The organism is Dysosmobacter sp. Marseille-Q4140 (assembly GCA_018228705.1).
In the GTDB taxonomy this organism is placed as follows: domain Bacteria; phylum Bacillota; class Clostridia; order Oscillospirales; family Oscillospiraceae; genus Oscillibacter.
Window position 1 is genome coordinate 2,770,730 of sequence record CP073694.1, and the last position, 23,350, is coordinate 2,794,079.

The window sequence follows — 23,350 nt, forward strand, 5'->3', positions numbered from 1 at the left end:
GACTTTCCCAAGGAAAGGAAGGTAAAGACATATGAATGAGAACAAATTCACGCCCAGGGCCGAGGAGGCTCTGCGGCTTTCCCAGGAGGCGGCTGGGGATCTGGGCCACGGGTACGTGGGCACCGAGCACCTGCTGCTGGGCCTGATCCGGGAGGGCGAGGGCATGGCCCACACCGTCCTGACCGAGGCGGGCCTCACCGACGAGATGATCGTGGAGATCCTGAAAAAGAGCGTGGGCGCGGGGCTGCCCGGCGGCAACCCGGCCCAGGGCCTGACCCCCCGGGCCAAGCGGGTGGTGGAGATCGCTATGGAGGACTCCGTGCGGGGCGGCTACAACTACGTGGGCACCGAGCACCTGCTGGCCGGCATCCTGCGGGAGGGCAACAACATGGCCGTCCGCATCCTGCGCACCGCCGGCGTGGACGCCCGGCACCTCTACTCCGCCCTGATGCAGAAGCTCAATGAGACGCCCCGGGGCCGGGCCTCCGAGGCCAAGAGCGCCCCGGCCAAGGAGGACGCCGCCAAGACCAAGACTCTGCGGGAGTTCACCCGGGACCTGACCGCGGACGCCCGCTCCGGCAAGCTGGACCCGGTCATCGGCCGTGACGATGAGATCCAGCGGGTCATCCAGATCCTCTCCCGCCGGACCAAGAACAACCCCTGCCTGATCGGCGAGCCCGGCGTGGGCAAGACCGCCATCGCCGAGGGGCTGGCCCGGAAGATCGTCCTGGGCGACGTGCCTGACGACCTGCTGGATAAGCGCCTGCTGTCTCTGGACCTGAGCGGCATGGTGGCCGGTACCAAGTACCGGGGCGAGTTTGAGGAGCGGATCAAGAAGGTGCTGGAGGAGGTCAAGAAGTCCGGCAACGTGATCCTCTTCATCGACGAGCTCCACACCATCGTGGGCGCCGGCAGCGCCGAGGGCGCTGTGGACGCGGCCAACATCATCAAGCCGGCCCTGGGCCGGGGCGAGATCCAGGTGGTCGGCGCCACCACGCTCAATGAGTACCGCCAGTATATCGAAAAGGACGCCGCCCTGGAGCGCCGGTTCCAGCCGGTCCAGGTGGGCGAGCCCAGCCAGGAGGCCAGTCTGGAGATCCTCAAGGGCCTGCGGGAGCGCTATGAGAAGCACCACAAGCTCCAGATCACCGACGAGGCCCTGGAGGCCGCCGTATCCCTGTCCGCCCGGTATATCAACGACCGTTTCCTGCCCGACAAGGCCATCGACCTGATGGACGAGGCCGCCAGCCGGGTGCGGATGGAGACGGAGGAGATCTCTCCCGAGCTCAAGAGCCTGGAGGAGAAGATCGCCGCCCTGGTCAAGGACAAGGATGCCGCCATCGCCGCCCAGGACTATGAGAAGGCCGCCCAGCTGCGGGACATCGAGAAGGATTACCGCGAGCAGGTGGAGATCGAGCGGGACAAGCGCCGCAAAAACAATGCCCAGCACCGCCCCGTCACCGCCGATGACATCGCCGCCGTGGTGGCCGGCTGGACCGGCATCCCCGTCACCCGCCTCACCGAGGACGAGGGGCAGCGGCTGCTGCACATGGAGGAGACCCTCCACGAGCGGGTAGTGGGCCAGGACGAGGCCGTCAAGGCCGTGGCCCGGGCCATCCGCCGCGGCCGTGTGGGCCTCAAGGACCCCAAGCGACCCATCGGCTCCTTCCTGTTCCTGGGTCCCACGGGCGTGGGCAAGACGGAGCTGTGCAAGTCTTTGGCCGAGGCCATGTTCGGTGACGAGAACGCCATGATCCGCATTGATATGTCCGAGTACATGGAGCGGCACACGGTGTCCCGCCTGATCGGCTCTCCCCCGGGCTATGTGGGCCACGAGGAGGGCGGCCAGCTGACCGAGAAGGTCCGCCGCAAGCCCTACTCCGTGGTGCTGTTCGACGAGATCGAGAAGGCCCATGAGGACGTGTGGAACATCCTGCTGCAGATCCTGGACGACGGCCGCATCACCGACTCCCAGGGCCGCACCGTGGACTTCAAGAACACGGTCATCGTCATGACCAGCAACATCGGCGCCAAGACCCTGACCGCCGCCGGCGGGAAGCTGGGCTTCTCCGCCGAGGAGCACGGCACCGACCCCGACGCCGAGAAGAAGTTCCAGCAGGCCCGGGAGGCCGTCCTGGCGGAGCTGCGCCAGACCTTCCGTCCGGAGTTTTTGAACCGGATCGACGACATTATCGTCTTCCGCCCCCTGACCCAGGCGGACATCGAAGAGGTGGCCCGCCGGATGCTGCGGACCGTCTCCGCCCGGATGGAGGCCATGGGCATCCATCTGGACGCCAGCAACGAGGCCGTGGCGGAGCTGGCCAAGGAGGGCTTCGACCCCAAGTACGGTGCCAGACCCCTGCGCCGGGCCATTCAGAGCAAGGTGGAGGACGCCGTGGCCGAGAAGATGCTGGACGGCACGCTCCACAGCGGCGACACCGCCCGCCTCACCGTGGAGGACGACAAGCTGCTGGTGACCAAGTGATATCCCGCCGCGCCTGACGGGCGCGCACGCGAAAGACCGCCGGAGGGCAAAGCCCTCCGGCGGTCTTTTTTTCTGTCACGGCAGATGGATCTTCACCGGGCGGCCGGTGCGCCAGGCTTCGGTGGTGGCGTAGCCCACGGCGGTGGAGCGGACGCCGTCATAGACGGTGGTGCCGGGCCTCCGGCCCGTGCGGACGCAGTCCACGAACTCCTGCATCTCCAGCAGGTACGCCTCCCGGAATCGCTCCGGGAAGGAGGCCACACACTCGGCCCGGACGCCGCCGGGACCGTAGACCCGGGCCAGGTTCTTCTCCGGCACGGCGGAGATCCGCAGCGTGCCCTCAGTGCCTACGATCTCCGTTTCCACGTGGTAGCCGTAGGGGCAGGTGCGGCCCACGTGGATGGAGCCCATGGCGCCGTTTGCAAAGCGGAATACCGCGAGACCAGTCTCGTCGTCCCCGGCCTGCCGGAACTCCGGGTGCTTGAAGGTGGCGCCCAGGGCGTAGACCTCCTCCGCCTCGCTGCCCAGGAACCAGCGCATCAGGTCGATGTCGTGGATGCCGGCGTCCAGGAAGATGCCGCCGGAGTTCTTGCAGAAGCGGATGGCGTCCTCCACCACCGCCTCCGGGTCCAGGCCAGTGGCCTTGACCAGATAGGGCGTGCCGATGACGCCTGCATCCACCTGCTGCTTGGCGTAAGCGTAAGAGGGGTCGTAGCGCCGCATGAAGCCCAGCATGAAGGTCAGCTCCGGGTGCCGCTCCACCGCTGCCTGGGCCTGAAGACACTGCTCCAGGTCCACGCCCAGGGGCTTTTCGGAAAAGACGTGCTTGCCGGCGTCCAGGGCGGCGGCGATCTGCCGGCAGTGCTCCGAGGAGGTGGAGATCACCGCCACGGCGTCCATCTCCGCCTCTGACAGCATCCGGTCGAAGTCCGTGTACAGGGCCGTGACTCCCAGCTGCCGGGCAAATTCCACCGTCTCCGGCCGGGTGGTGCAGGCGGCGGTCAGCCGGGCGCCGGGGATCTTGCAGGCGATGTTCTCCGCGTGGACCCGGCCCAGGCGGCCCAGGCCCACGATGCCGATGCGCAGGGTATCCATGGTGTATTCCTCCCGTTTTTTCTCAGTTTTGGAAAAAGGCCGCCCGGCGGGGCGGCCTGATCAGGTTTACTCCACTTCCAGATGGACGGACTCGTGGTAGGCGGGCTCCACCAGGCCGGGGATGTCCACGGCGTCGGTGAAGTACACCTCCGGAACCTCTTCTTTCAGCAGGGAGACGATGTAGGGGTGGGGCCGCTCGTCGGGGCGGCCGGCGGCCACGCAGACCACCGCCGTCTGGGGCCGCAGCATATGCAGCAGCTTCCGGGTGGTGGAGGACAGCGAGGCGTGGTGGGGGACCTTCAGGATGTCGCAGGGGGTGGAGCTGGCGGTCTCCCAGACGTGGGCGTAGGCGTCGCCGCCCAGGACGATCTCCTTCCCGTGGTAGTACAGCCGCTGGCGCAGGCTGGACACGTTCATGGACTTGCCCCAGTGGATCAGGTCATAGGCGTTCTCCCGGCGCTGGAAAGCGGCGTCGTAGACCGCCTTCTGGCGGGGATACAGGGCCGGCTCGCCGCAGAGGATGTCCATGGACAGTGCCTCCGTCAGCTGGCGGCGCTCCGTCCGGTCGCCGGGCAGCACCGTCACGCGCTTGATCCGGCCCGGGTGGGTCCGCAGGGCGGAGGTGTAGATCTCCACGCAGCGCATCAGGTTCCGGGCGGCCCGGGGCATGGTCATATCCCGGTCCGGCTCCAGGGGCGGCGCATCCAGCGGAGGCAGGTAGGTGCACACCAGCTCGTCCACCTCCACCGCGTCCAGGACCCGGCCCAGGCCGCCGATGTGGTCCCGGTGGAAGTGGGTCACCAGCAGCAGATCCAGCCGGGTCACGCCGTTTTTGCGCAGGAAGTCTCCGGCGTAGATGCGGCGGGAGCGGTCGTTCTCCAGCGGCGGGTGGTCGTCCCGCACCAGGTTGTCATGGCCGCAGTCCACCAGCATGGCGAATGTCTGCCGTCCTGCGTCCAGCTCCCGGATCAGAATGGAGTCGCCGTTGCCTACGTTGATGAAGTCCAATGCCAGCATCCCCAGGCCCCCTTCGCTTGTTCAGTTGAATGGTTGGTATTAAGGATAGCATACTTTCCCGGCGGAGGCAATCAAAACCGCAAACGCTTTCTGCCAAAAAAATCCTGCGAATTTTGTCAAACTGCAAAAAACCGCCCTGCTGTTCAGCAGGGCGGTTTGTCAATTCTCACAGCTTGCGCAGAGCATCCACCAGGGCGGTCTTGCCCTCAGTCTTTTCGTCCTTCATCTTCACGATCCGGGCGGGGCTGCCGGCCACCACGGCGCCGGCGGGCACGTCCTCAATGACCACGGCGCCGGCGGCCACCACAGCGCCCCGGCCCACCCGGACGCCCTCGATGACCACGGCGTTGGCGCCGATGACCACGTCGTCCTCAATGACCACGGGGGTGGCGGAGGCAGGCTCCACCACGCCGGCCAGCACGGTGCCCGCGCCGATGTGGCACCGGTCGCCCACCATGGCCCGGCCGCCCAGGATGGTGCCCATGTCGATCATGGTGCCCTTGCCGATGACGGCGCCGATGTTGATGACGGCGCCCATCATGATGACGGCGCCCTCGCCGATCTCCACCTTTTCCCGGATGATGGCGCCGGGCTCGATCCGGGCGGGGATGCCCTTCATGTCCAGCAGGGGCACGCCGGAGTTGCGGCGGTCGTTCTCCACCACGGTGTCGGTGATTTTGCTGGCGTTGGCCTCCAGGATGGGGGCCAGGTCCTTCCAGTCGCCGAACACCACGTAGCTGCCAACCCCCTGGGCGTTGGCGCCGCCGAAGACCTTGGCGGTGCCGAAGTCCACGGGGCCGGTGGTATTGACATAGACCTTCACCGGGGTCTTTTTCTCGGAATTTGCAATGTAATCAATGATCTCCTGGGCGTTCATAGTCACTCTCCAAACAAGATTTTTTGCAGGTCATAGACCCCGCAGGGCTTTCCCGGCAGCAGCCGGGCCATGTGCAGCGCGCCGTTGACGAAGATCTGGCGGCTGGCGGCCCGGTGGGTGAACTCCAGCTCCTCGTCTGGGCCGAAGAAGTGGACCGTGTGGGTCCCGGCCACGGTGCCGCCCCGCAGGGCGTGAATGCCGATCTCCTCCCGGGGCCGCTTGCCGCAATTGCCCTCCCGGCCGTACACCGGCCGCAGGGCGTGCTGGGGGTCCAGGGCCTCCACCAGCAGCTTTGCCGTGCCGCTGGGGGCGTCGGCCTTCTGGTTGTGGTGGGTCTCGGTGATCTCGATGTCAAAGTCCGGCTTCAGCACGCCGGAGACGGTCTGCAAGGCCCGGTACAGCACCGCCACGCCCAGGGAGAAGTTGGCGCTCCAGAGGACGGGGGCCGCGGTGCCCAGGGACCGGAGCAGCTCCAGGTCCCGGGGGGAGTAGCCGGTGGTGCCGGAGAGCAGGGGCGTGCCGGTCCGGCGGACGTAGGCGGCGATCTCCGGCAGGGCCTCCGGCCGGGAGAAGTCGATGACCACGTCGGCCACCTTCCCCAGCTGTCCCAGCTGGTCCAGATCGTCGTGGCCGAAGGCGGCCTGGATCTCGTCTCCGGCGGCGGTGGCCGTCTCCCGGATCAGTTTGCCCATTTTGCCCCGTCCGATGAGGATGTATCTCACAGCAGTCCCGCCTCCTCCAGGGTGCGGCGCAGAGCCTCGGTGTGCTCCGGGGTCATCTCGCACAGGGGCAGCCGCATGGGACCCACGTTCAATCCCATCAGGTTCATGGCGGCCTTGACGGGGATGGGGTTCACCTCCATGAACAGGTCGTTCATGAGCTTTAAGTACTTCAGGTGATTTTCAACGGCCCGGGCCTGGTTGCCGCCCAGGTAGTCCGCCACGATCTCATGGCACATCCGGGGCATGACGTTGGCGTAGACGGAGATGACGCCGCTGCCGCCGATGCTCATGAGGGGCACGGTGATGTCGTCGTTGCCGGAGTACAGTGCGAAGTCCGGCCCGATGCAGTGGGCGATCTTCATGGCGTAGGACATATCGCCGCTGGCCTCCTTGATGCCGGCGATGTTGGGGTGCTTGCTGAGCTTCTCCACCACGGAGACGGGGATGGAGCAGCCGGTGCGGCCGGGGACGTTGTAGAGGATGCAGGGGATGTGGACCGCGTCCGCCGTCTCGGCGAAGTGGCGGTACATGCCCTCGGGGTTGGCCTTGTTGTAGTAGGGCGCGATCAGCAGCAGGGCGTCGGCGCCCATGTTCTGGTACTCGATGCTCTTTTCCACCTGGGTGGCGGTGCAGTTGGAGCCGCTGCCAACGATGACCGGCACCCGGCCGTTCACGACCTTGATGGTATGGGCCACCACGGCGGCGTCCTCCTCATGGGTCATGGTGGAGTACTCGCCGGTGGTGCCCAGGGTCAAAATGGCGTCGGTGCCTTCGGCGATCTGGCGCTCCAGCAGCTCGGTCAGCACCTCGAAATTGACGCTGCCGTCCTCGTGGAACGGGGTGACCATAGCGACGATGGATCCCTGCAAATGTTCGAACTTCATACTGTGTGCCCTCCATACTTTTCTTTTTTTCGGTCACGGGGACCAGCTCTCCCCTGAGGGAGAAAAACAAAAAGTCGGTAGAGACACGCCCCTACCGACAGCTCCCGCGCCCATGCACGGAGTGACCTGTTAGCGGATAGCGCCCCCGCGGGGACGCCCGCGGACAGTCCCGCAGGTATTCCCCACGGGCCCACCTCCCGTTCATACCTGAGCGGAAAGTTCGGCGGACTTGCTTTTGCCATGATCCTTGCCCGTCGGCTCCCATGACATCGTCGCATCCGCGCCTCTATCTCATTTTGAGACATCATAACACCATCAGGCGGCGGTTGCAAGAGAAAAATTCAAAAATTCCCCAGCGATTCCGGATCCTCTCTTGTGGAAAGCGCCAAATTCGCCCCCGCCCCTTGTTCCCCGGGGCGGGGAAGTGGTATATTGGTACCAATGAGTATGCGCGTGCAAGGAGGTCCTGCCCATGTCCGTGGTCGAATACCGCCGCCAGCTCCACCGGATCCCGGAGCTGGACAATCAGCTGCCGGAGACGACGGCCTATGTCCGCTCTGTATTGGAGCCGCTGGGGTGCAAGGTGTTTACGCCTATCACCGGCAGCGTGTGCGCCTGGTTCGACGCCGGACGCCATGAGAGCGTGGCCTTCCGGGCGGATCTGGACGCCCTGCCGGTGCCGGAGCAGACGGGATTGCCCTATGCCTCGGCCCACCCCGGCGTCATGCACGCCTGCGGCCACGACGGCCACACCGCCATGGTGCTGGCCCTGGCGGAATATGTGGCCGCCCACCTCTCTGAGCTGCCCCGGAACGTGCTGCTGATCTTCCAGCCCTCGGAGGAGACCACCGGCGGCGCCGGCAAGCTCTGCCAGGCCGGCGTGCTGGAGCGCTACCGTGTCCGGCACATCTTCGGCCTGCACCTGTGGCCGGGACTGGAGCAGGGCGTGATCGCCTCCCGCCCCGGTCCCCTCATGGCCCGGTCCAACGAGGTCACCGTCACCGTGGAGGGCCGCAGCGTCCACATGAGCCGGGCCAGCGAGGGCCGGGACGCCCTGACCGCGGGCATCGCCTATCTCCAGCGGGCCTATGCCATGATGGACTCCCTGCCCCCGGCGGAGCCCCGGGTGCTGCGCTTCGGCAAGATGGTCTCCGGCACGGTCCGCAATGCCATCAGCGGCCGCACGGTGCTGGAGGGGAGCCTGCGGACCTACCGGGAGGAGACCTTCCGCTTCTGCCGCCGCCAGCTCCAGGACATCGGCAAGGCCCTGGAGGCGGAGACCGGCTGTACCGTTACCGTCCACCTCAGCGAGGGGTATCCGGCGGTGTGGAACCACGAGGAGCTGTACGCCGATGTTTCCGCTAAGCTGGGGGCCGACGCGCCCCTTCTTCTGGAGGCGCCGATGCTGGCGGCGGAGGATTTCTCCTTCTACCAGCAGTACACCCCCGGTGTGTTCTTCCTGCTGGGCGTGGGGGATACGCCCCAGCTCCACGCGCCGGAGTTCGCCTTTGACGACGAGGCGGTGCTGCCCCAGGGCGTGGCGTTTTTGCAGAAGCTGCTGATGCTGGACTGACCACCGGACGACAAAAGGAGGAAGATTCATGATTCTCACCACCACCCCCTCTGTGGAGGGCCGCACCATCACCGCGTACCACGGCGTCGTGTTCGGAGAGGTGATCTCCGGCGTCAACGTCCTCAAGGACTTTGCCGCTGGTTTGTCCAACTTCTTCGGCGGGCGCTCCAACACCTATGAGGACGAGCTGATGAGGGCCCGCACCCAGGCACTGGCGGAGCTGGAGCAGCGGGCGCAGATCCTGGGCGCCGACGCTGTGGTTGGCATCGACGTGGACTACGAGGTGCTGGGCGCGGACAACGGGATGCTGATGGTCACCGTCAGCGGCACCGCGGTGTCTTTGAACTGAGGCGAAGATCCTTTCATACGCGCAGGGCCGCCCCGCAGGGGGCGGCCCTTTTTTGCCGGTGCGGCAGGGCGGCGGGGACCGGGAGGTTCCCGGGGAATGCACCCCCCATTTTCTTTTGTCAAGACAAAAGAAAATGGGGGCGGATTCCCCGCAGGCGGCAGCGCTTGTATCTCGAACAAGCCTTATGCTTCTGCCTCCTCCTGCTCCAGGTACCGTGCCTCCGCCGCCTCCTGCTGCGCGGAGATCAAAATGCTCCGGGCCGTTCCGAAATCCTGCCGCTCCAGCGCCCGGAGCGCTTGTTCACTGGCGCGTACCATCTGAAAATACAGGTCTTTGTAGAAATCCATCCAATCACCTCATAAATAACTATAAATATAGTAACTATATTTAAGCGGATTGTCAATCTGTAACTTTCCAGATAGGGTTATTGTGTGAGGTGAGGATATGGAGAAGAACCAGTCTGTCATGGCGATACGGGAATACGGCCGGGTCCATGTCCGCCTGCGGGAAGTTCTGGAACAGCGGCAGATGAAGCGCAACGCGCTGGCCAAGGCCGCCAACACCCGGTTTGAGGTGGTGGACAAATGGTTCCGGGACGATGTGGAGAAGATCGACGCGGATGTGCTGGCCCGGTTCTGCTTCGTCCTGGGCTGCCGGGTGGAGGACCTGCTGGAATATCGGGAATAAAAGGCGGCGCCGTGCAAACGCACGGCGCCGCTTCATTTTCTTACAGGCTCTTGATGAACCGCTCGATCCGGTCCAGGCCCTCTTTCAGGTCCGCGTCGGAGTAGCAGTAGGACAGCCGGATGTACCCCTCGGTCCCGAAATAGATGCCGGGGATGGCGCCCACCAGGCTCTCTCTGAGCATCCGCTCGCAGAAGGTGATGGAGTCCATGCCGTACTTGCGCACGTCCACGAACACATAGAAGGCGCCCTGAGGCTCCTGGATGGCGAAGCCCATATCGGTCAGGCGCCGGTAGATGTAATCCCGCCGCTTGCGGAAGATCTCCACCATGGGGGCGGTGTCGCTCTCCAGGGCCTTGACGCAGGCGGGCTGGATGAAGGCGGGGACGGAGGTGACGGCGTATTGGTGGAACACCTCCAGCCGGCTCTTCACGGCCTTGTCCGCCAGCAGGTAGCCCACGCGCCAGCCGGTCATGGCATAGGGCTTGGAGAAGCTCTGGACAACCACGATCCGGTCCCGCATGTCCTGGTACTCGGCAAAACTGTGGTAGCCGTCCACATAGGTCAGCGTCCGGTACACGTCGTCGCAGATCACGAACACGGGCCGGTCCTTGAGCACCTCGTGGATGGCGTCCAGGGTCTCTTTGCTGTACATGCAGCCGGTGGGGTTGTTGGGGGAGGTCAGGATGATGGCCTTGGTCCGGGGGGTCAGGGCCGCCGCCAGGGCTGCGGGGTCGATCTGGAAGCCGTTGTCCTCCGTGGGCAGGAACACCGGCACGCCCCGGCACAGGCGGGTGATGGACTCGTACAGGCCGAAGGCGGGGGTGGGGATGATGACCTCGTCGCCGGGGTTGAGGAGGGTGTTGAAGGTGGCGGACAGCGCCTCCGTGGCGCCCACGGTCACCAGGATCTCGTCGGGGCCGTAGTGCAGGCCGTGGCGCTCCGCCTCAAACTTGGAGATGGCCTCCAGCAGGTAGGGGAAGCCGTTTCCGGGCGGATAGTGGGTGTCGTTGGCGTCCAGGGCGGCCTTGGCGGCCTCCTTGATGGGGTCCGGGGTGTTCAGATCCGGCTCCCCGATGGTCAGGGCGCAGGCGCCGGGGGTGTCCCGCACCAGAAAGGTGAACCGGCGGATGCCGGACAGCTCCACGTTCATGACCGCGTCATTGAGTCTCAGGTCCATGGGTTTCACGCTCCTTTTTCTAATGAATTCCAGTATATGCGCCGGAAAAAGGGATGTCAACGACTTCAAAACAATTTTTCTCTTCCGCGGAACAGAAAAAGGCCGCCCGTCAGGGCGGCCTTTTCGGCGGATGCATTACCGGCAGCGGCGGTATTCCAGGGGCTGGTCATAGCCGAAGGTCCGCTTGCCGTTCATTTCCATGGACTCGGAAACCACCAGAACCTCGGGGGTGAACCGCTCCCACAGCTTGAATTTCAGCACGGGGGTGAACATGCTCTCGCTGCCGCCCTCCCAGCCGCCGTCCCTGTACTCGTACAGGGCGGGGGTGAACTTGGCGGAGGGGGTCAGGTCGGCGTAGTTCAGACGGCCCAGGCTCTCCGCCCGGAAGGTCTCCTTGGTGTAGGGGGCGGGCATGTCGTAGCTGGTCAGCTTCACCCGGCCGCCCGGCTCCAGGGTGAAGAGGAACAGGTGGGGCATGGGGTTGGTGCGGCCGTTCACGGTGTAGTCGCTCTCCTCCAGCATAAAGACGCCGTCAAAGTTCTCCGGCAGGCCGTCAATGCGGTCGTTGAGGACGGTGTTCACGTGGCGTGCGGCGGGGTAGCCCTCCACACCCTGGGCCTGGAAGGCCGCCAGCTGGTCCCGGTTATCAAAGGTGCCGGTCAGCAGGGAGACGAATTCCTGAAGTGCGTTGATAAAAATTCCTTCTTTCTGTTCTCAGGCGGCGTTCTCCGCCGTCTGGCCGGGGGATGTGTCTGTTTGGGCTGATGAGCCGTAGTAGTCGCCCAGGCTCTCGGCACGGAAAATGGTGTACAGCACCACCTTGTCTCCGCCGCTCCCAACGGTCAGCTCCTGCGGGGTCTGGTTCCGGTCAAAGCTGATGAGCACACCGTCTCCCACCTGCAGCATGGCCACCCTGGGATCGTCCGCCGCGCTGATCTGGTAGTAGACCGCGCCATGCTCCGCGTTTTCACCGGCGCCCAGGAAATACTGGGTGCTGCCGCCGATGACCGCCGTGCGGATATCCGTGATCTCAAACTGGGCGGGCCCCAGGTCTCTGTCACCGGACTGATCCACCCCGGCCTCCTCCTGTTTGATAATGCCGTTGTCCGCCAGGGCTTGGCGGTAGCTGGTCTCGCAGGCGGCCACGGTGGCGCCGGTGGAGACGATGGAGTACTGCTGGACGTTGACCATGGCATACATCTTCACCAGGCCGTCCTCGCCCTTGAGGGCCATGAAGTAGGTGGGCTGGTCCGCCACGTTCAGCAGCAGGGGGAAGGTGGCGATATAGCGCATCTGCTGGACCTGGCTCTGGGCGCTGGCCTGGGCGGAGGACTCCGTGGCACCGGCCACCGTGTAGAACTTGGTCTCCTTGGTCCGCTGGTTGCTCAGCAGGAAGCCGATATTGGACTGATCGGAGGTGACGGAGGTGACGCCGGTGTACATATACACGTCGTCCCCGATGGCGATATAGTTATAGCCGTCGGTGGTGACCTTCACGTCCCGCTGGCCGAAGATGGAGTTCAAAAAGCCGTTGGCGTACATGCCGTAGTAGTCGTACTGCTCCATAATGAGGTCCGCCACGTACACCTGGTCCACCCAGGAGGGGACCTCCTCATAGTACTGGCTCTCGCCGGTGACGGCGTTGACCAGCACGGCGCCGTGGATGTCGGTGCCGCCGAAGAGGCCGATGGTTTTGACCATCCGGGGGCAGACCCAGAAGGGCGTGCCCTCCTCGTCGATTTCAAAGACGGGGTTGGCGAACATATAGGTGGGGTAATGGAACCGCAGGTGCCGCTGGAGATTTCGGCCGAAGTGCTCGGCGGTGGTGTAGCGGATGCCCTCCTCCAGGCGCACCACCTCCACGTCCTGGGTCACCATGTCCACAATCAGGTAGGCCGGCAGACCCTCGGAGCGGTTGGTGAACCACTTGATAAGGTCGGCGTATTCCAACGTCGCCACCCGCACAGGACGACCCTGATAGTTGATCTGGGTGAAGCCCTCCTGGACCTCGAACTGGGACACCATGTCCGCCAGCTCGCCCAGCTTCCGGGTAGCCAGACGCTCGGCGGAGTCCTTGTCCACCATGGGGATCTGGTCATAGGAGATCTCCTCCACCTCGGCGGCGAAATCGCCGGACTCGACCGTGAGGAGCTTGGCATAGCTGCCGGCCCGGATCACCACCCAGGAGCTGGCAGCGCCCACCAGGATCACGGCGATCAGTGCCGCCACGGCGAAGAAGGGGATGGTGCACTGCTTTTTCACAAAGTGGAAATAGCCCTTGGCACCGTCTCCCTGGAAACCGGAGGTGAACACGGCGCACACGCAGTACACCGCGCAGACCAGGAAGAGGAACACATACAGCTCCTCGGCGTGGAAGTTCAGGGCGGGCAGCTCGATATAGAAATAGCCCAGGGCGAATACCAGTGTGACCAGCAGGTTGATGGCGATGCGCCCGGCGGGGCTGCCCACGGCCTTGCGGGGTTTGCGGGGCTTTTTGGATGGGGGCGTGAAGCCGCCCGGATTGTTCTGGGCGCCCGCACCAAAATTCCCGAAGTCGAATCCGCCGAAATTGAATTGGATCGGCATGAAGTCGCTCCTTTCTCTTCTTTTAAAAATTGAAATTCATGATACAGGAAAAGTGTGAATAAATCAAGTATCCCTCACAGGCCATTCCTGATTCCTCCGGAAGAAAGGTACCGTCCGGTAAAAAGCATGGAAAAAGCGGCCCCGCCAAAAGGCGGGGCCGCTGCAATAGAAACATCTGTGCGGAAGGGGATTACTGAGCAGCCATCTTCCGGGCCTTGGCCTCAGCCTTGTTGCGGAACACGTCGATGGTGACCGCCAGGATGATGACGGCGCCGATGACGATGTACTGCACGTTGGTCTGAGCACCCATCAGGTTCAGGCCGTTGCGGATAACGGCCATCAGCAGAGCGCCGATCAGGGTGCCCCAGATGGTGCCCTTGCCGCCGGTGAAGGAGGCGCCGCCGATGATGCAGGCCGCGATGGCGTCGGTATCGTAGGTGGAGCCGGCATTGCCGTTGGCGGAGGCCAGACGGCCCACGGACACCACACCGGCAAGACCCGCAGTGAAGCCGGAGAGGGCATACACGAAGGTCAGCACGTTCTTGGAGGGGATACCGGACAGCCGGGCAGCCTCGGGGTTGCCGCCCACGCAGTAAATCTGACGGCCCAGAGCAGACCGGGTCAGGAACACGTGGAAGATAGCGAACACCACCAGCACCAGAATGAAGCTGAAGGGGATGCCGGGGAAGCTGCCGAACTTGAGCACGGAGCCGCTGCCAATCCACATCAGGCCGTCCACGCCAGTGTTGGTGAAGGCGATGGACTTGGAGCCGGTGATGACCAGGGCAACGCCCCACAGCACGTTCTTCATACCCAGAGTGGAAACGAAGGGATGGGGCAGATCCAGACGGGTGAGCAGCGTGCCGTTCATGAAGCCGGCGAAGGTGCTCACAGCCAGGCCAACCACGATCAGAGCCACGGGGTTGGTGATGCCGAAGTTCTGGACCATGACGCCGATGGTGCAGGTGCACAGCACGCAGTTGGAGCCCACGGACAGGTCGATGCCGGCGGTGATCAGGGCGCACAGCATACCGGCGGCGATCAGGCAGTTGATGGACGCCTGCTTCAGGATGTTCATAATGTTGCTGAGCTTCGGGAACTTATCCGGCATCAGGGCACAGAAGATGATGATCAGAATGACCAGGGCCAGCAGAGTGCCCAGCTTTTGCAGAAGCTCTTTCCCAGAATTCTTTTTCATATCAGTCTAACTCTCCTCCCCAGGCCGCTTTCATGATATCCTCAGAGTTGAAGTGCGGGGTGTCACGGTCAATGTTGGCCATGACGCGGCCGCCCCGCATGACCACCACATGGTCGCTCATGGCCAGGATCTCCGGAAGCTCGGAGGAGACCATGATGACGCATTTGCCGGCCTTGACCAGGTCGTTCATGACGCGGTAAACCTCGATTTTGGCACCCACGTCGATGCCGCGGGTGGGCTCGTCGAAGATGAAGATGTCCGCGTCGGTGTTGACCCACTTGCCGATGACCACCTTCTGCTGGTTGCCGCCGGAGAGCTGGGCCGTCACCTCGTCCAGAGACGGGGTCTTGATCTTCAGAGCCTCCACGTTTTCCCGGCCGGAGGCCTCGATCTTGCTCTTGTTCAGGAAGGGGCCGTTGGAAAAGCCCTTCATGTTGGCCAGGATCAGGTTGGTGCGCACGTCCAGGGACAGCACCAGGCCCTGGCCCTTGCGATCCTCGGTGAGGAACGCAATCTTTTTCTGGATGGCGTCTTTGGGAGAGCGGATATGTACCTTCTCGCCCTTGACGTAGACCTCGCCGCTGTCCAGCTTATCGGCGCCGAACACGGCCCGCATGGTCTCCGTCCGCCCGGCGCCCACCAGGCCGGCAAAGCCGGTGATCTGGCCCGCGTGGGCCTGGAAGGAGACGTCGTGGAGCACACCGGCCTCGTTGAGATTCCGGCCCTCCAGCCACACGTCGCCCTTGACGCCGAACTCCTTGGGATAGAGGTTGTCCAGAGTCCGGCCCACCATGGCGTTGATCAGGGAGTCCTCGGTCATATTGCCGATGTCCTCGGTGACGATGTGCTCGCCGTCCCGCATGACGGTGACACGGTCGCACAGCTCGAAGAGCTCCTCCAGTTTATGAGAGACGAACAAAATGGCCACGCCCTTGGCCTTGAGGCCACGGACAGTCTCCATCAGCTGGGCGATCTCTTCCTTGCCCAGAGAGGAGGTGGGTTCGTCCATGATGATCAGCTTGGCGTCCAGGGACACAGCCTTGGCGATCTCCACCATCTGCTGCTGGCCCACGCCCAGCTTGCCGCTTTCCATTCTGACATTGATTTCCGGATGGCCCAGCGTCTTCAGGGCGGCCTCTGCCTCCGCGTGCATTCTGGGATAGTCCAGAAGGCCGTTTTTCTTGATGGCGCGTCCCATAAAAACGTTATCCGTCACAGACAGCTGCTTGACGATGTTCAGCTCCTGGTAGACACAGGCGATACCGGCTTCGCGGGATTGGACGGGATTGCGGAAGGCCTTTTTCTGGCCATCCACGAAGATCTCGCCCTCCTCAGGCGTGTGGACGCCGGTGAGCACCTTGATGAGGGTGGACTTGCCGGCGCCGTTCTCACCGATCAGGCCGTGGATCTCTCCCGGCCGGATACCAATGGACATGTTTTTCAATGCGACGACACCAGGAAAACGTTTGGTAATGTTTTTTAGCTCGACCACATACTCACTCATGCGATTACCTCGTTCCTTTCCTGATTTCTTCGGTTCCCGCCGCCGCGGGAGGAGAAAAGAGTTTGCGCGGAACGGGAATTTGGCGGCAGACATCGCTGCCGCCAAATTCCACAGTTCTGTTCAGATGTACCGATTTGCCGAAAGGCTTAGCCCTTCATGGCGGCCAGGCTGTCCAGGTACTCCTGGCCGTTCTCGGCGGTGACGACCTCGACGGGGGCGTTGATGACCTCGTCCACGGTCTCGTCGTTGATGGCCTTCAGAGCGGCCTCAACAGCCTGATAGCCCATCTGATAGGGCTGCTGGGCGACGGTGGCCTTGACCATCTCGCCGGCCAGGATCAGGTCCACGGCGGACTGGTTGCCGTCGAAGCCGACAATGATCATGTCCTCAACGCCGGCGGACTTGCAGGCGTTCATGGCGCCGATAGCGGTGTCGTCGTTGTGGCACAGGACGATGTCGATCTGATCGGGATAGGCGTTGAGCAGGTCCTCCATGGTCTTGGTGGCGCCGTCAGTGGTGTTCTGGCCGGACAGAGCCTCCAGAACCTCGATGCCGGCCTCAGCGCAGGCGGCTTCATAGCCCTCGCGGCGCATGTTGGAGGTGTTGTCGCCCTCCTGGCCGTAGATGATGACGGCCTTGGCGCCCTCGCCGGCCTGCTCAGCGGCCCACAGGCCACCCTGCTTGGCGGCGTCCACGTTGGAGGTGCCGACGAAGGAGGTCTGACCCTCGATGCCAACGTTGGTGTCGACGGACAGAACGGGGATCACGCCGATGGAGCTGGCCAGAGCACCGGAAGCGGCGCCGGCGTCATTGGGGGCAACGATGATGGCGTCGCAGCCGGCGCCGATCTGCTGCTCGATCATAGCGACCTGCTGCTCGATCTCGCTCTCAGCGCCGGGGCCGACAACGGTCACCTTGACGCCCAGGTCAGCGGCGGCAGCGTCGCAGCCGGCCTTCACATAGCCCCAGTACTCGGAGGACAGGGTCTTCAGGACGACGGCAATCTCCACGTCGCTGGCAGCGGCGGCGTCGTCAGTGGTCTCTTCAGTGGCGGTGTCATCAGTGGTCTCCTCGGTAGCGGTGTCGCCGCCGCAGGCCACCAGGGACAGAGCCATGATCAGAGCCAGGAACAGTGCAAAGAGTTTTTTCATGCTTCTTTTCTCCTTTTCGCGTTTGTTTCGACTTTCGCCGACTTGAAAATTCCGGAACCTGTGAACGGTAAAATCGATTAACAAAAGTCCCGGTGAACGCAAACAAAGTGTAGCACGGAGACTGTCCGCCGTCAATAATATGGAAGAAAAACCGTTGTTTTCCCAAAAAATATGCAGTTTGGTTTGTGAATAATATGAAAACAATTTTCGGCGCCGACAAAAAAAGAGGGAGAGATTTTACATGGATTTTACATTGCCCTTCGCGGGCGGTTCCCGGGGAGGAAAACACCCCCTCCGCTGCCGCCTGTAAAGGGCGTTGTCACTTCCGCAGAAAATGCGGGGGCCCCTTTGGCTAAATCGGAAAAAATCCAAATAGACCTGGAAAAACCGTTGATTTTTTTTCCAAACGATGATAGGTTAAAGAAGTAAAAACATGCTCCCAGACTTGTTGTATGTGGTTCTGTGAACGAACACAGATGCAACGTTTTAATGTTTTGAGGCGGAGGCTTCTGCTGCCGCCGGGGAGATGTGGTAGAGTGCTATTAATTATTAAGGAGGACGTTCTTCATGTTTGATCCCAATCGCGTGTTCCTGGGCATCGCGCCCATCGGCTGGTGCAACGACGATATGCCGGAGCTGGGCGGGGAAAACACCTTCCAGCAGATCGTCAGCGAGATGGCCCTGGCGGGCTTCACCGGCTGCGAGATCGGCAACAAGTATCCCAAGGACCCCGTTGAGCTGAAAAAGGCCCTGGATCTGCGGGGCATGCGCATTGCCAGCCGTTGGTATTCCTCCTTTATTCTGACCCGTCCCTTTGAAGAGGAGGAAAAGGACTTCATCGCAAACCTGGACTTCCTGGCCGCCGTGGGCGCCAACCGCATCAACGTCAGCGAGCAGAGCTACTCCATCCAGGGCCAGATGGACACCCCCGTCCTCACCGGCGGCCACAAGCACGTCATGGACGACGCCGAGTGGGACCGCTTCTGCGACGGGCTGAACAAGCTGGGCAAGATCGCCGCGGACCGTGGCTTCAAGCTGTGCTTCCACCATCACATGGGCACCGTGGTCCAGACCAGCGAGGAGACCGACCGCATGATGGCCAACACCGATCCCCGGTATGTGTTCCTGTGCTATGACACCGGCCACTTCACCTTCGCCGGCGAGGATCCCCTGGCCATGCTGAAGAAGTACGCCGACCGGGTGGGCCACGTCCATCTGAAGGATATGCGCCTGCCGGTGGTGGAAGAAGTGAAGAAGAACAACTGGTCCTTCCTCCAGGCCGTCCGCAACGGCGCCTTCACCGTCCCCGGCGACGGCGACGTGGACTTCGACCCCGTGTTCAAGGTCCTGGCGGACGCCGGCTACACCGGCTGGCTGCTGGTGGAGGCCGAGCAGGATCCCGCCAAGGCCAACCCCCTGGAGTATGCCATGAAGGGCCGCAAGTACATCCGGGAGCACACCGGCCTGTAAGGTCCCGCGTACCCATGCACGCGTTCAGACTATTTAATTAGGAGATGTTTCCGATGACCTATTTTAATAAGAACGCAGAACTGAAAAACGGCTACAACGCCTATATCGACTCCGCCGTGGACGACATGGGCACCCAGATGGACGTCGGCCTGCTGCTGATGGAGGCCGGTGACACCTACACCATCGAGGAGCCGGAGAAGGAGAGCGCCGTGCTGCTGTTCGCCGGCAAGGTCACCTTCCAGTGGAACGGCGAGACCGTGGAGGCCGACCGTCCCGACTGCTTCCATCACGACGCCTACTGCCTGCTGGCCCCCCGCAAGACCAAGATCGTCCTGACGGCTCAGGGCCACAGCGAGCTGTATATTCAGAAAACCATCAATGAAAAGGACTACGAGGCCGTCATGTACAGCCCCGACAAGGTCCAGGTGGAGCACAAGGGCTTCGCCGGCGAGCTGATGGGCTGCATGTCCCGGGAGATCAAGACCTTTTTCGACCTGGACAACGCCCCCTTCTCCAACATGGTCCTGGGCGAGGTGCTGAACCTGCCAGGCAAGTGGTCCTCCTATCCGCCCCACCATCATCCCCAGCCGGAGGTCTACTTCTACCGCTTCGACTATCCCGACGGCTTCGGCGCGGGCTTTGCCAACGGTGAGATCTTCAAGACCGGCCACAATGGCTGCGCCGTCATCAACCACGGCTTCCACTCCCAGACCGCCGCGCCGGGCTACGCCATGTGCTATGCCTGGGGCATCCGGCATCTGGACGGCGATCCCTGGGACAAGACCCGTATTGACGATCCCGAGCACGCCTGGCTGTGGAAGGCCGACGCCAACGACCACATCTATCCCAATCACTGACAGGAGGTAACCGTCATATGAAAACCGTTCGTTTGACCATGGCCCAGGCCCTGGTGCGCTTTCTGGAGAACCAGTTCATCGAGGTGGACGGCGTCCAGACCCGCTTTGTCCGCGGCATGTTCATCATCCCCGGCCACGGCAACGTGGTGGGCCTTGGCCAGGCGCTGAGCCAGGAGGCCAAGCACCTGGAGGTCTACCAGGGCAAGAACGAGCAGGGCATGGCCCAGGCGGCCGTGGCCTTTGCCAAGCAGATGAAGCGCAAGCAGATCTTCGCGGTCACCTCCTCCGTGGGCCCCGGCGCCGCCAACATGGTTACCGCCTGCGGCACCGCCACCGCCAACAACATCCCCGTGCTGGTTCTGCCCGGCGACGTGTACGCCTGCCGCCAGCCCGACCCCGTGCTGCAGCAGGTGGAGCAGACCCACAACCTCTCCATCTCCACCAACGACGCCTTCAAGGCCGTGTGCCGCTACTGGGACCGCATTGTCCGTCCCGAGCAGCTGATGAGCGCCTGCATCTCCGCCTTCCGGACTCTGACCGACCCGGCCAACACCGGTGCCGTGTGCCTGGCCATGCCCCAGGACGTGGAGGGCGAGGCCTATGACTACCCCGTGAGCTTCTTCGCCAAGCGCGTGTGGCGCCTGGAGCGCCGCCCTGCCACCGAGGCGGCTCTCGCCGACGCGGCGGAGGCCATCCGCAAGGCCAAGCACCCCATGCTGGTGTGCGGCGGCGGTGTCCGCTACTCCGAGGCCCACGAGGAGTTCAAGCACTTCGCTGAGGCGTTGAACATCCCCTTCGGCGAGACCCAGGCCGGCAAGAGCGCCGTCGTCTGGACCCATCCCCTGAACCTGGGCGGCCTGGGCGTCACCGGCTGCTCCGCCGCCAACGACATCGCCAAGAAGGCGGACCTGGTCATCGGCGTGGGCACCCGCTACACCGACTTCACCACCTCCTCCAAGTGGCTGTTCAAGGACACCTGCAAGTTCGTCAACATCAATGTCTCCGAGTTCCAGGCCCTGAAGCTGGATGCCATCCCCGTGGTGGCTGACGCCAAGGACGCCCTGCCGCGCCTTGAGAAGCTGCTGGAGGGCTACAAGAGCGGCTACACCACCGAGATCCAGGCCGCCAAGGACAAGTGGCTCAAGGAGCTGGAGCGTCTGGACGGCATCACCTTCGAGGACAAGAAGTCCTGGAAGCCCATCATCAACGACGCCAACGCCGACTCCGCCAAGCGCTTTGCCGCCGATCTGAAGGCGGGCCTGTGCCAGACCACCGTTCTGGGTGCCATCAACGCCATGATGGCCGACGAGGATGTGGCCATCGGCGCCGCCGGCTCCCTGCCCGGCGATATGCAGCGTATGTGGCGTCCCCGTGCCGTGGATACCTACAACATGGAGTACGGCTACTCCACCATGGGCTATGAGGTGGCCGGCGCCCTGGGCGTGAAGCTGGCCATCGGCGACAAGCGGGAGGTCTATGCCTTCTGCGGCGACGGCAGCTTCAACATGCTCCATGGCGAGCTGGTCACCGCCTGCCAGGAGCACAAGAAGATCAACATCTGCCTGTTCGACAACGCCAGCTTCGGCTGCATCAACAACCTCCAGGTGGGCCACGGCAACGTGACGCTTTGCACCGAGCTGCGCTACCGCAACCGCGACGGCCTCTTCGGCGACTTTATGGACATCGACTATGCCAAGGTGGCCGAGGCCTACGGCTGCAAGGCCTACCACGTTCGCACCATGGAGGAGCTGGTGGCTGCCTTTGAGGACGCCAAGAAGGTGAAGAACCGCCCCGTGCTGTTCGACATCAAGGTCCTGCCCAAGACCATGACCGATGGCTACGGCTCCTGGTGGCGCGTGGGCGACACCGAGGTCTCCGAGCGCAAGGAGAACCTGGAGGCCTACAAGAGCCACCTGGCTCACGTGAAGGACGCGCGCAAATATTAAAAAATGCCTCCAGGGGGGATTCCATCGTCTGGATATGGACTCACCGTTACCACCACCGGCAGCATAGCGAGGCCAATATGTCCCTTCCCCGCATAGCGAGGGGCTGCGGCCAGCGGAGTTCCGGCAGGCGCTGCCTGTCTGGAACAAGCGGGCGTAAGGGGGCCGGGGTGAAATTTGGGAGGTTCATTATGGAATGCCCTTTCTGCGGCCAAGAAATGGAAGCAGGCTTTCTCCAGAGCACAGGTGGCGGAGCCGTCTTCTGGACGGAGAAGCCAAAGGCGTTCTCCACTTTGTTGAACCCTGATATTATTGGAGAACACGACTGGATTCATGGCTTCTCCGCTCCCGCCCTCCGCTGCACCGTGTGCAGGAAGATTATCGTTGCTTACTAAAAATCCTACCATACTACAATAAAGGAAGGTCATTATTATGGATAAGGTTCTGAAAATCGGCATCATCGGCTGCGGCGCCATCGGCAAGGATCACTGCCGCCGCATCATCGAGACCGTCCCCGGCGCCACCGTCGTGGCTGTCAGCGACTATGTGGCCGCCGCTGCCGACGACACCGCAGCCAAGTACGGTATCCGCTCCTACGGCAACGACTGCGACGGCATGATCAAGGATCCCGAGGTCGAGGCCGTGGTCATCACCTCCATCGATCCCACCCACCATGACTACGTTATGAAGACCCTGGCCGAGGAGAAGTGGTGCTTCTGCGAGAAGCCCCTGAGCCAGAACGCCAAGGACTGCGAGGAGATCATCAACCGCGAGCTGGAGATCGGCAAGCGCCTGGTCCAGGTGGGCTTCATGCGCCACTATGACCGCGGCTACGCCGAGATGAAGCGCATCATCGACTCCGGCGAGATCGGCAAGCCCCTGCTGATCAAGGCCTGCCACCGCAACGTCTCCCAGGGCCCGGGCTTCAAGACCGAGAACGGCGTCACCAACGTGGCCATCCACGAGCTGGACATCTGCCGCTGGCTGCTGGACGACGAGTATGAGGACGTCCAGTGCGTCAAGGTCCGCCAGTCCTCCAACTCCGACAAGGGCTACGACAATCCCCAGGTCATGCTGATGCGCACCAAGAAGGGCTGCTTCATCGACGTGGAGGTCCAGGTGGCCGACGGCTACGGCTACGACATCCAGTGCGAGGTGGTCTGCGAGAACGGCACCGTGAAGCTGCCCGACCCCTACGCCGTGGTCTGCCGCTCCCGTCCGGCCGGCTGGGACAGCGTGAAGCCCGCCGAGTCCATGCCCATCATGACCGACTGGAAGGAGCGCTTCATCGAGGCCTATGACATCGAGTTCTGCAAGTGGGTGGAGTCCGTCCACGCCGGCAAGCTCACCGGTCCCTCCAGCTGGGACGGCTACGTGGCCTGCGTGGCCGGCGACGCGCTGAACGCCTCCCGCGGCACCTCCCAGTTCCTGAAGGTGGAGACCATGGAGAAGCCCGAGCTGTACAAGTAAGATCGTTCCTGCAAGCCGCAGGGCCGCCCTACTGGGCGGCCCTGTTTCTTTTTGTTTTTCTTTGTTTACAATTTCTCCCTTGCTTTCGCGGCGGGATAGGCGTACCATCAAACCAAGAAAACAGGACAGGCCGCCTGCCGGCCGGAAAGGAACCTATGAAAAACGACTGGAAGTACACGCGTTTTGCTGCTGCGGCTCTGGCGGCAGCCCTGTTGCTGACCTCTGGGGTCTTGGCGGCAGAGCAAGGGGCCGGAGATGCGTCTGGTGCAGCGGATATCGCGGCATCCGCCGCCGTCGGCGGTAAA

The 23,350-nt window shown here is 63.2% G+C and carries 20 protein-coding genes and 1 pseudogene; 9 read left to right on the forward strand and 12 right to left on the reverse strand.

Annotated elements, in window-relative coordinates; genetic code table 11:
* Positions 1-31 precede the first annotated feature (31 nt).
* A complete protein-coding gene (locus tag KFE19_13700) occupies positions 32-2,485 on the forward strand; it encodes an ATP-dependent Clp protease ATP-binding subunit (protein ID QUO37420.1) in 2,454 nt (817 codons plus the stop codon).
* A 75-nt stretch (positions 2,486-2,560) separates the two neighbouring features.
* On the opposite strand, the gene KFE19_13705 is transcribed toward KFE19_13700, so the two are convergent.
* The 5 genes from KFE19_13705 to KFE19_13725 all read right to left on the reverse strand — a co-directional run bounded on the left by KFE19_13705 (position 2,561) and on the right by KFE19_13725 (position 7,080).
* Positions 2,561-3,580, reverse strand: a complete 1,020-nt coding sequence (locus KFE19_13705; protein ID QUO37421.1) for a Gfo/Idh/MocA family oxidoreductase — start codon at positions 3,578-3,580, stop codon at positions 2,561-2,563.
* Between the two features lie 66 nt (positions 3,581-3,646).
* Positions 3,647-4,597 carry a hypothetical protein gene (locus KFE19_13710; protein ID QUO37422.1) on the reverse strand — a complete coding sequence of 317 codons (951 nt, stop codon included), beginning with the start codon at positions 4,595-4,597 and terminating at the stop codon, positions 3,647-3,649.
* A 166-nt stretch (positions 4,598-4,763) separates the two neighbouring features.
* Positions 4,764-5,474 (reverse strand): 2,3,4,5-tetrahydropyridine-2,6-dicarboxylate N-acetyltransferase, encoded by a 711-nt coding sequence (gene dapD / locus KFE19_13715; protein ID QUO37423.1) that lies wholly within the window; start codon positions 5,472-5,474, stop codon positions 4,764-4,766.
* 2 nt (positions 5,475-5,476) lie between these two features.
* Complete coding sequence (dapB, locus tag KFE19_13720) at positions 5,477-6,196, reverse strand: 4-hydroxy-tetrahydrodipicolinate reductase (GenBank protein QUO37424.1); 720 nt, start codon at positions 6,194-6,196, stop codon at positions 5,477-5,479.
* Positions 6,193-7,080, reverse strand: coding sequence for a 4-hydroxy-tetrahydrodipicolinate synthase (locus KFE19_13725; protein ID QUO37425.1), 888 nt, complete (start codon positions 7,078-7,080; stop codon positions 6,193-6,195). Before KFE19_13725 ends, dapB begins: the two co-directional genes overlap by 4 nt.
* 472 nt (positions 7,081-7,552) lie before the next feature.
* Between KFE19_13725 and KFE19_13730 the strand changes: the two genes are divergently transcribed.
* Both KFE19_13730 and KFE19_13735 read left to right on the forward strand, forming a co-directional pair.
* Positions 7,553-8,653 (forward strand): amidohydrolase, encoded by a 1,101-nt coding sequence (locus KFE19_13730; GenBank protein QUO37426.1) that lies wholly within the window; start codon positions 7,553-7,555, stop codon positions 8,651-8,653.
* A gap of 28 nt (positions 8,654-8,681) precedes the next feature.
* Positions 8,682-9,002 (forward strand): putative heavy metal-binding protein, encoded by a 321-nt coding sequence (locus tag KFE19_13735; GenBank protein QUO37427.1) that lies wholly within the window; start codon positions 8,682-8,684, stop codon positions 9,000-9,002.
* 182 nt (positions 9,003-9,184) lie between these two features.
* On the opposite strand, the gene KFE19_13740 is transcribed toward KFE19_13735, so the two are convergent.
* Positions 9,185-9,349: a hypothetical protein gene (locus KFE19_13740; protein ID QUO37428.1), complete on the reverse strand. Its 165-nt coding sequence runs from the start codon at positions 9,347-9,349 to the stop codon at positions 9,185-9,187.
* A gap of 97 nt (positions 9,350-9,446) precedes the next feature.
* On the opposite strand from KFE19_13740, the gene KFE19_13745 reads away from it, so the two are divergent.
* On the forward strand, positions 9,447-9,689 hold the full coding sequence (locus KFE19_13745) for a helix-turn-helix transcriptional regulator (GenBank protein ID QUO37429.1): 243 nt from the start codon (positions 9,447-9,449) through the stop codon (positions 9,687-9,689).
* Positions 9,690-9,729: 40 nt separating this feature from the next.
* Here KFE19_13745 and KFE19_13750 read toward each other — a convergent pair whose 3' ends face one another.
* The 6 genes and pseudogenes from KFE19_13750 to KFE19_13775 form a co-directional block, all read right to left on the reverse strand.
* A complete protein-coding gene (locus KFE19_13750; protein ID QUO37430.1) occupies positions 9,730-10,866 on the reverse strand; it encodes a pyridoxal phosphate-dependent aminotransferase in 1,137 nt (378 codons plus the stop codon).
* A gap of 135 nt (positions 10,867-11,001) precedes the next feature.
* Positions 11,002-11,559: a hypothetical protein gene (locus tag KFE19_13755; protein QUO39642.1), complete on the reverse strand. Its 558-nt coding sequence runs from the start codon at positions 11,557-11,559 to the stop codon at positions 11,002-11,004.
* A gap of 177 nt (positions 11,560-11,736) precedes the next feature.
* Positions 11,737-13,452 (reverse strand): annotated as a pseudogene (locus KFE19_13760) (CvpA family protein).
* Between the two features lie 190 nt (positions 13,453-13,642).
* The gene (locus KFE19_13765) at positions 13,643-14,650 is read right to left on the reverse strand and encodes an ABC transporter permease (GenBank protein ID QUO37431.1); all 1,008 of its coding nucleotides are present in this window, start codon (positions 14,648-14,650) and stop codon (positions 13,643-13,645) included.
* Between the two features lies 1 nt (position 14,651).
* The gene (locus tag KFE19_13770) at positions 14,652-16,154 is read right to left on the reverse strand and encodes a sugar ABC transporter ATP-binding protein (protein QUO37432.1); all 1,503 of its coding nucleotides are present in this window, start codon (positions 16,152-16,154) and stop codon (positions 14,652-14,654) included.
* A gap of 146 nt (positions 16,155-16,300) precedes the next feature.
* Positions 16,301-17,305, reverse strand: a complete 1,005-nt coding sequence (locus KFE19_13775; protein ID QUO37433.1) for a sugar ABC transporter substrate-binding protein — start codon at positions 17,303-17,305, stop codon at positions 16,301-16,303.
* 567 nt (positions 17,306-17,872) lie between these two features.
* On the opposite strand from KFE19_13775, the gene iolE reads away from it, so the two are divergent.
* From iolE to KFE19_13800, 5 genes are all read left to right on the forward strand, one after another.
* A complete protein-coding gene (gene iolE, locus KFE19_13780; protein QUO37434.1) occupies positions 17,873-18,775 on the forward strand; it encodes a myo-inosose-2 dehydratase in 903 nt (300 codons plus the stop codon).
* A 53-nt stretch (positions 18,776-18,828) separates the two neighbouring features.
* The gene (locus KFE19_13785) at positions 18,829-19,632 is read left to right on the forward strand and encodes a 5-deoxy-glucuronate isomerase (GenBank protein ID QUO37435.1); all 804 of its coding nucleotides are present in this window, start codon (positions 18,829-18,831) and stop codon (positions 19,630-19,632) included.
* A 17-nt stretch (positions 19,633-19,649) separates the two neighbouring features.
* The gene (iolD, locus tag KFE19_13790) at positions 19,650-21,578 is read left to right on the forward strand and encodes a 3D-(3,5/4)-trihydroxycyclohexane-1,2-dione acylhydrolase (decyclizing) (GenBank protein ID QUO37436.1); all 1,929 of its coding nucleotides are present in this window, start codon (positions 19,650-19,652) and stop codon (positions 21,576-21,578) included.
* A gap of 188 nt (positions 21,579-21,766) precedes the next feature.
* Entirely contained in the window at positions 21,767-21,970 is a 204-nt protein-coding gene (locus tag KFE19_13795) for a hypothetical protein (GenBank protein ID QUO37437.1), read from the forward strand.
* Positions 21,971-22,007: 37 nt separating this feature from the next.
* Entirely contained in the window at positions 22,008-23,045 is a 1,038-nt protein-coding gene (locus KFE19_13800; GenBank protein QUO37438.1) for a Gfo/Idh/MocA family oxidoreductase, read from the forward strand.
* The last annotated feature ends 305 nt before the right edge of the window (positions 23,046-23,350 follow it).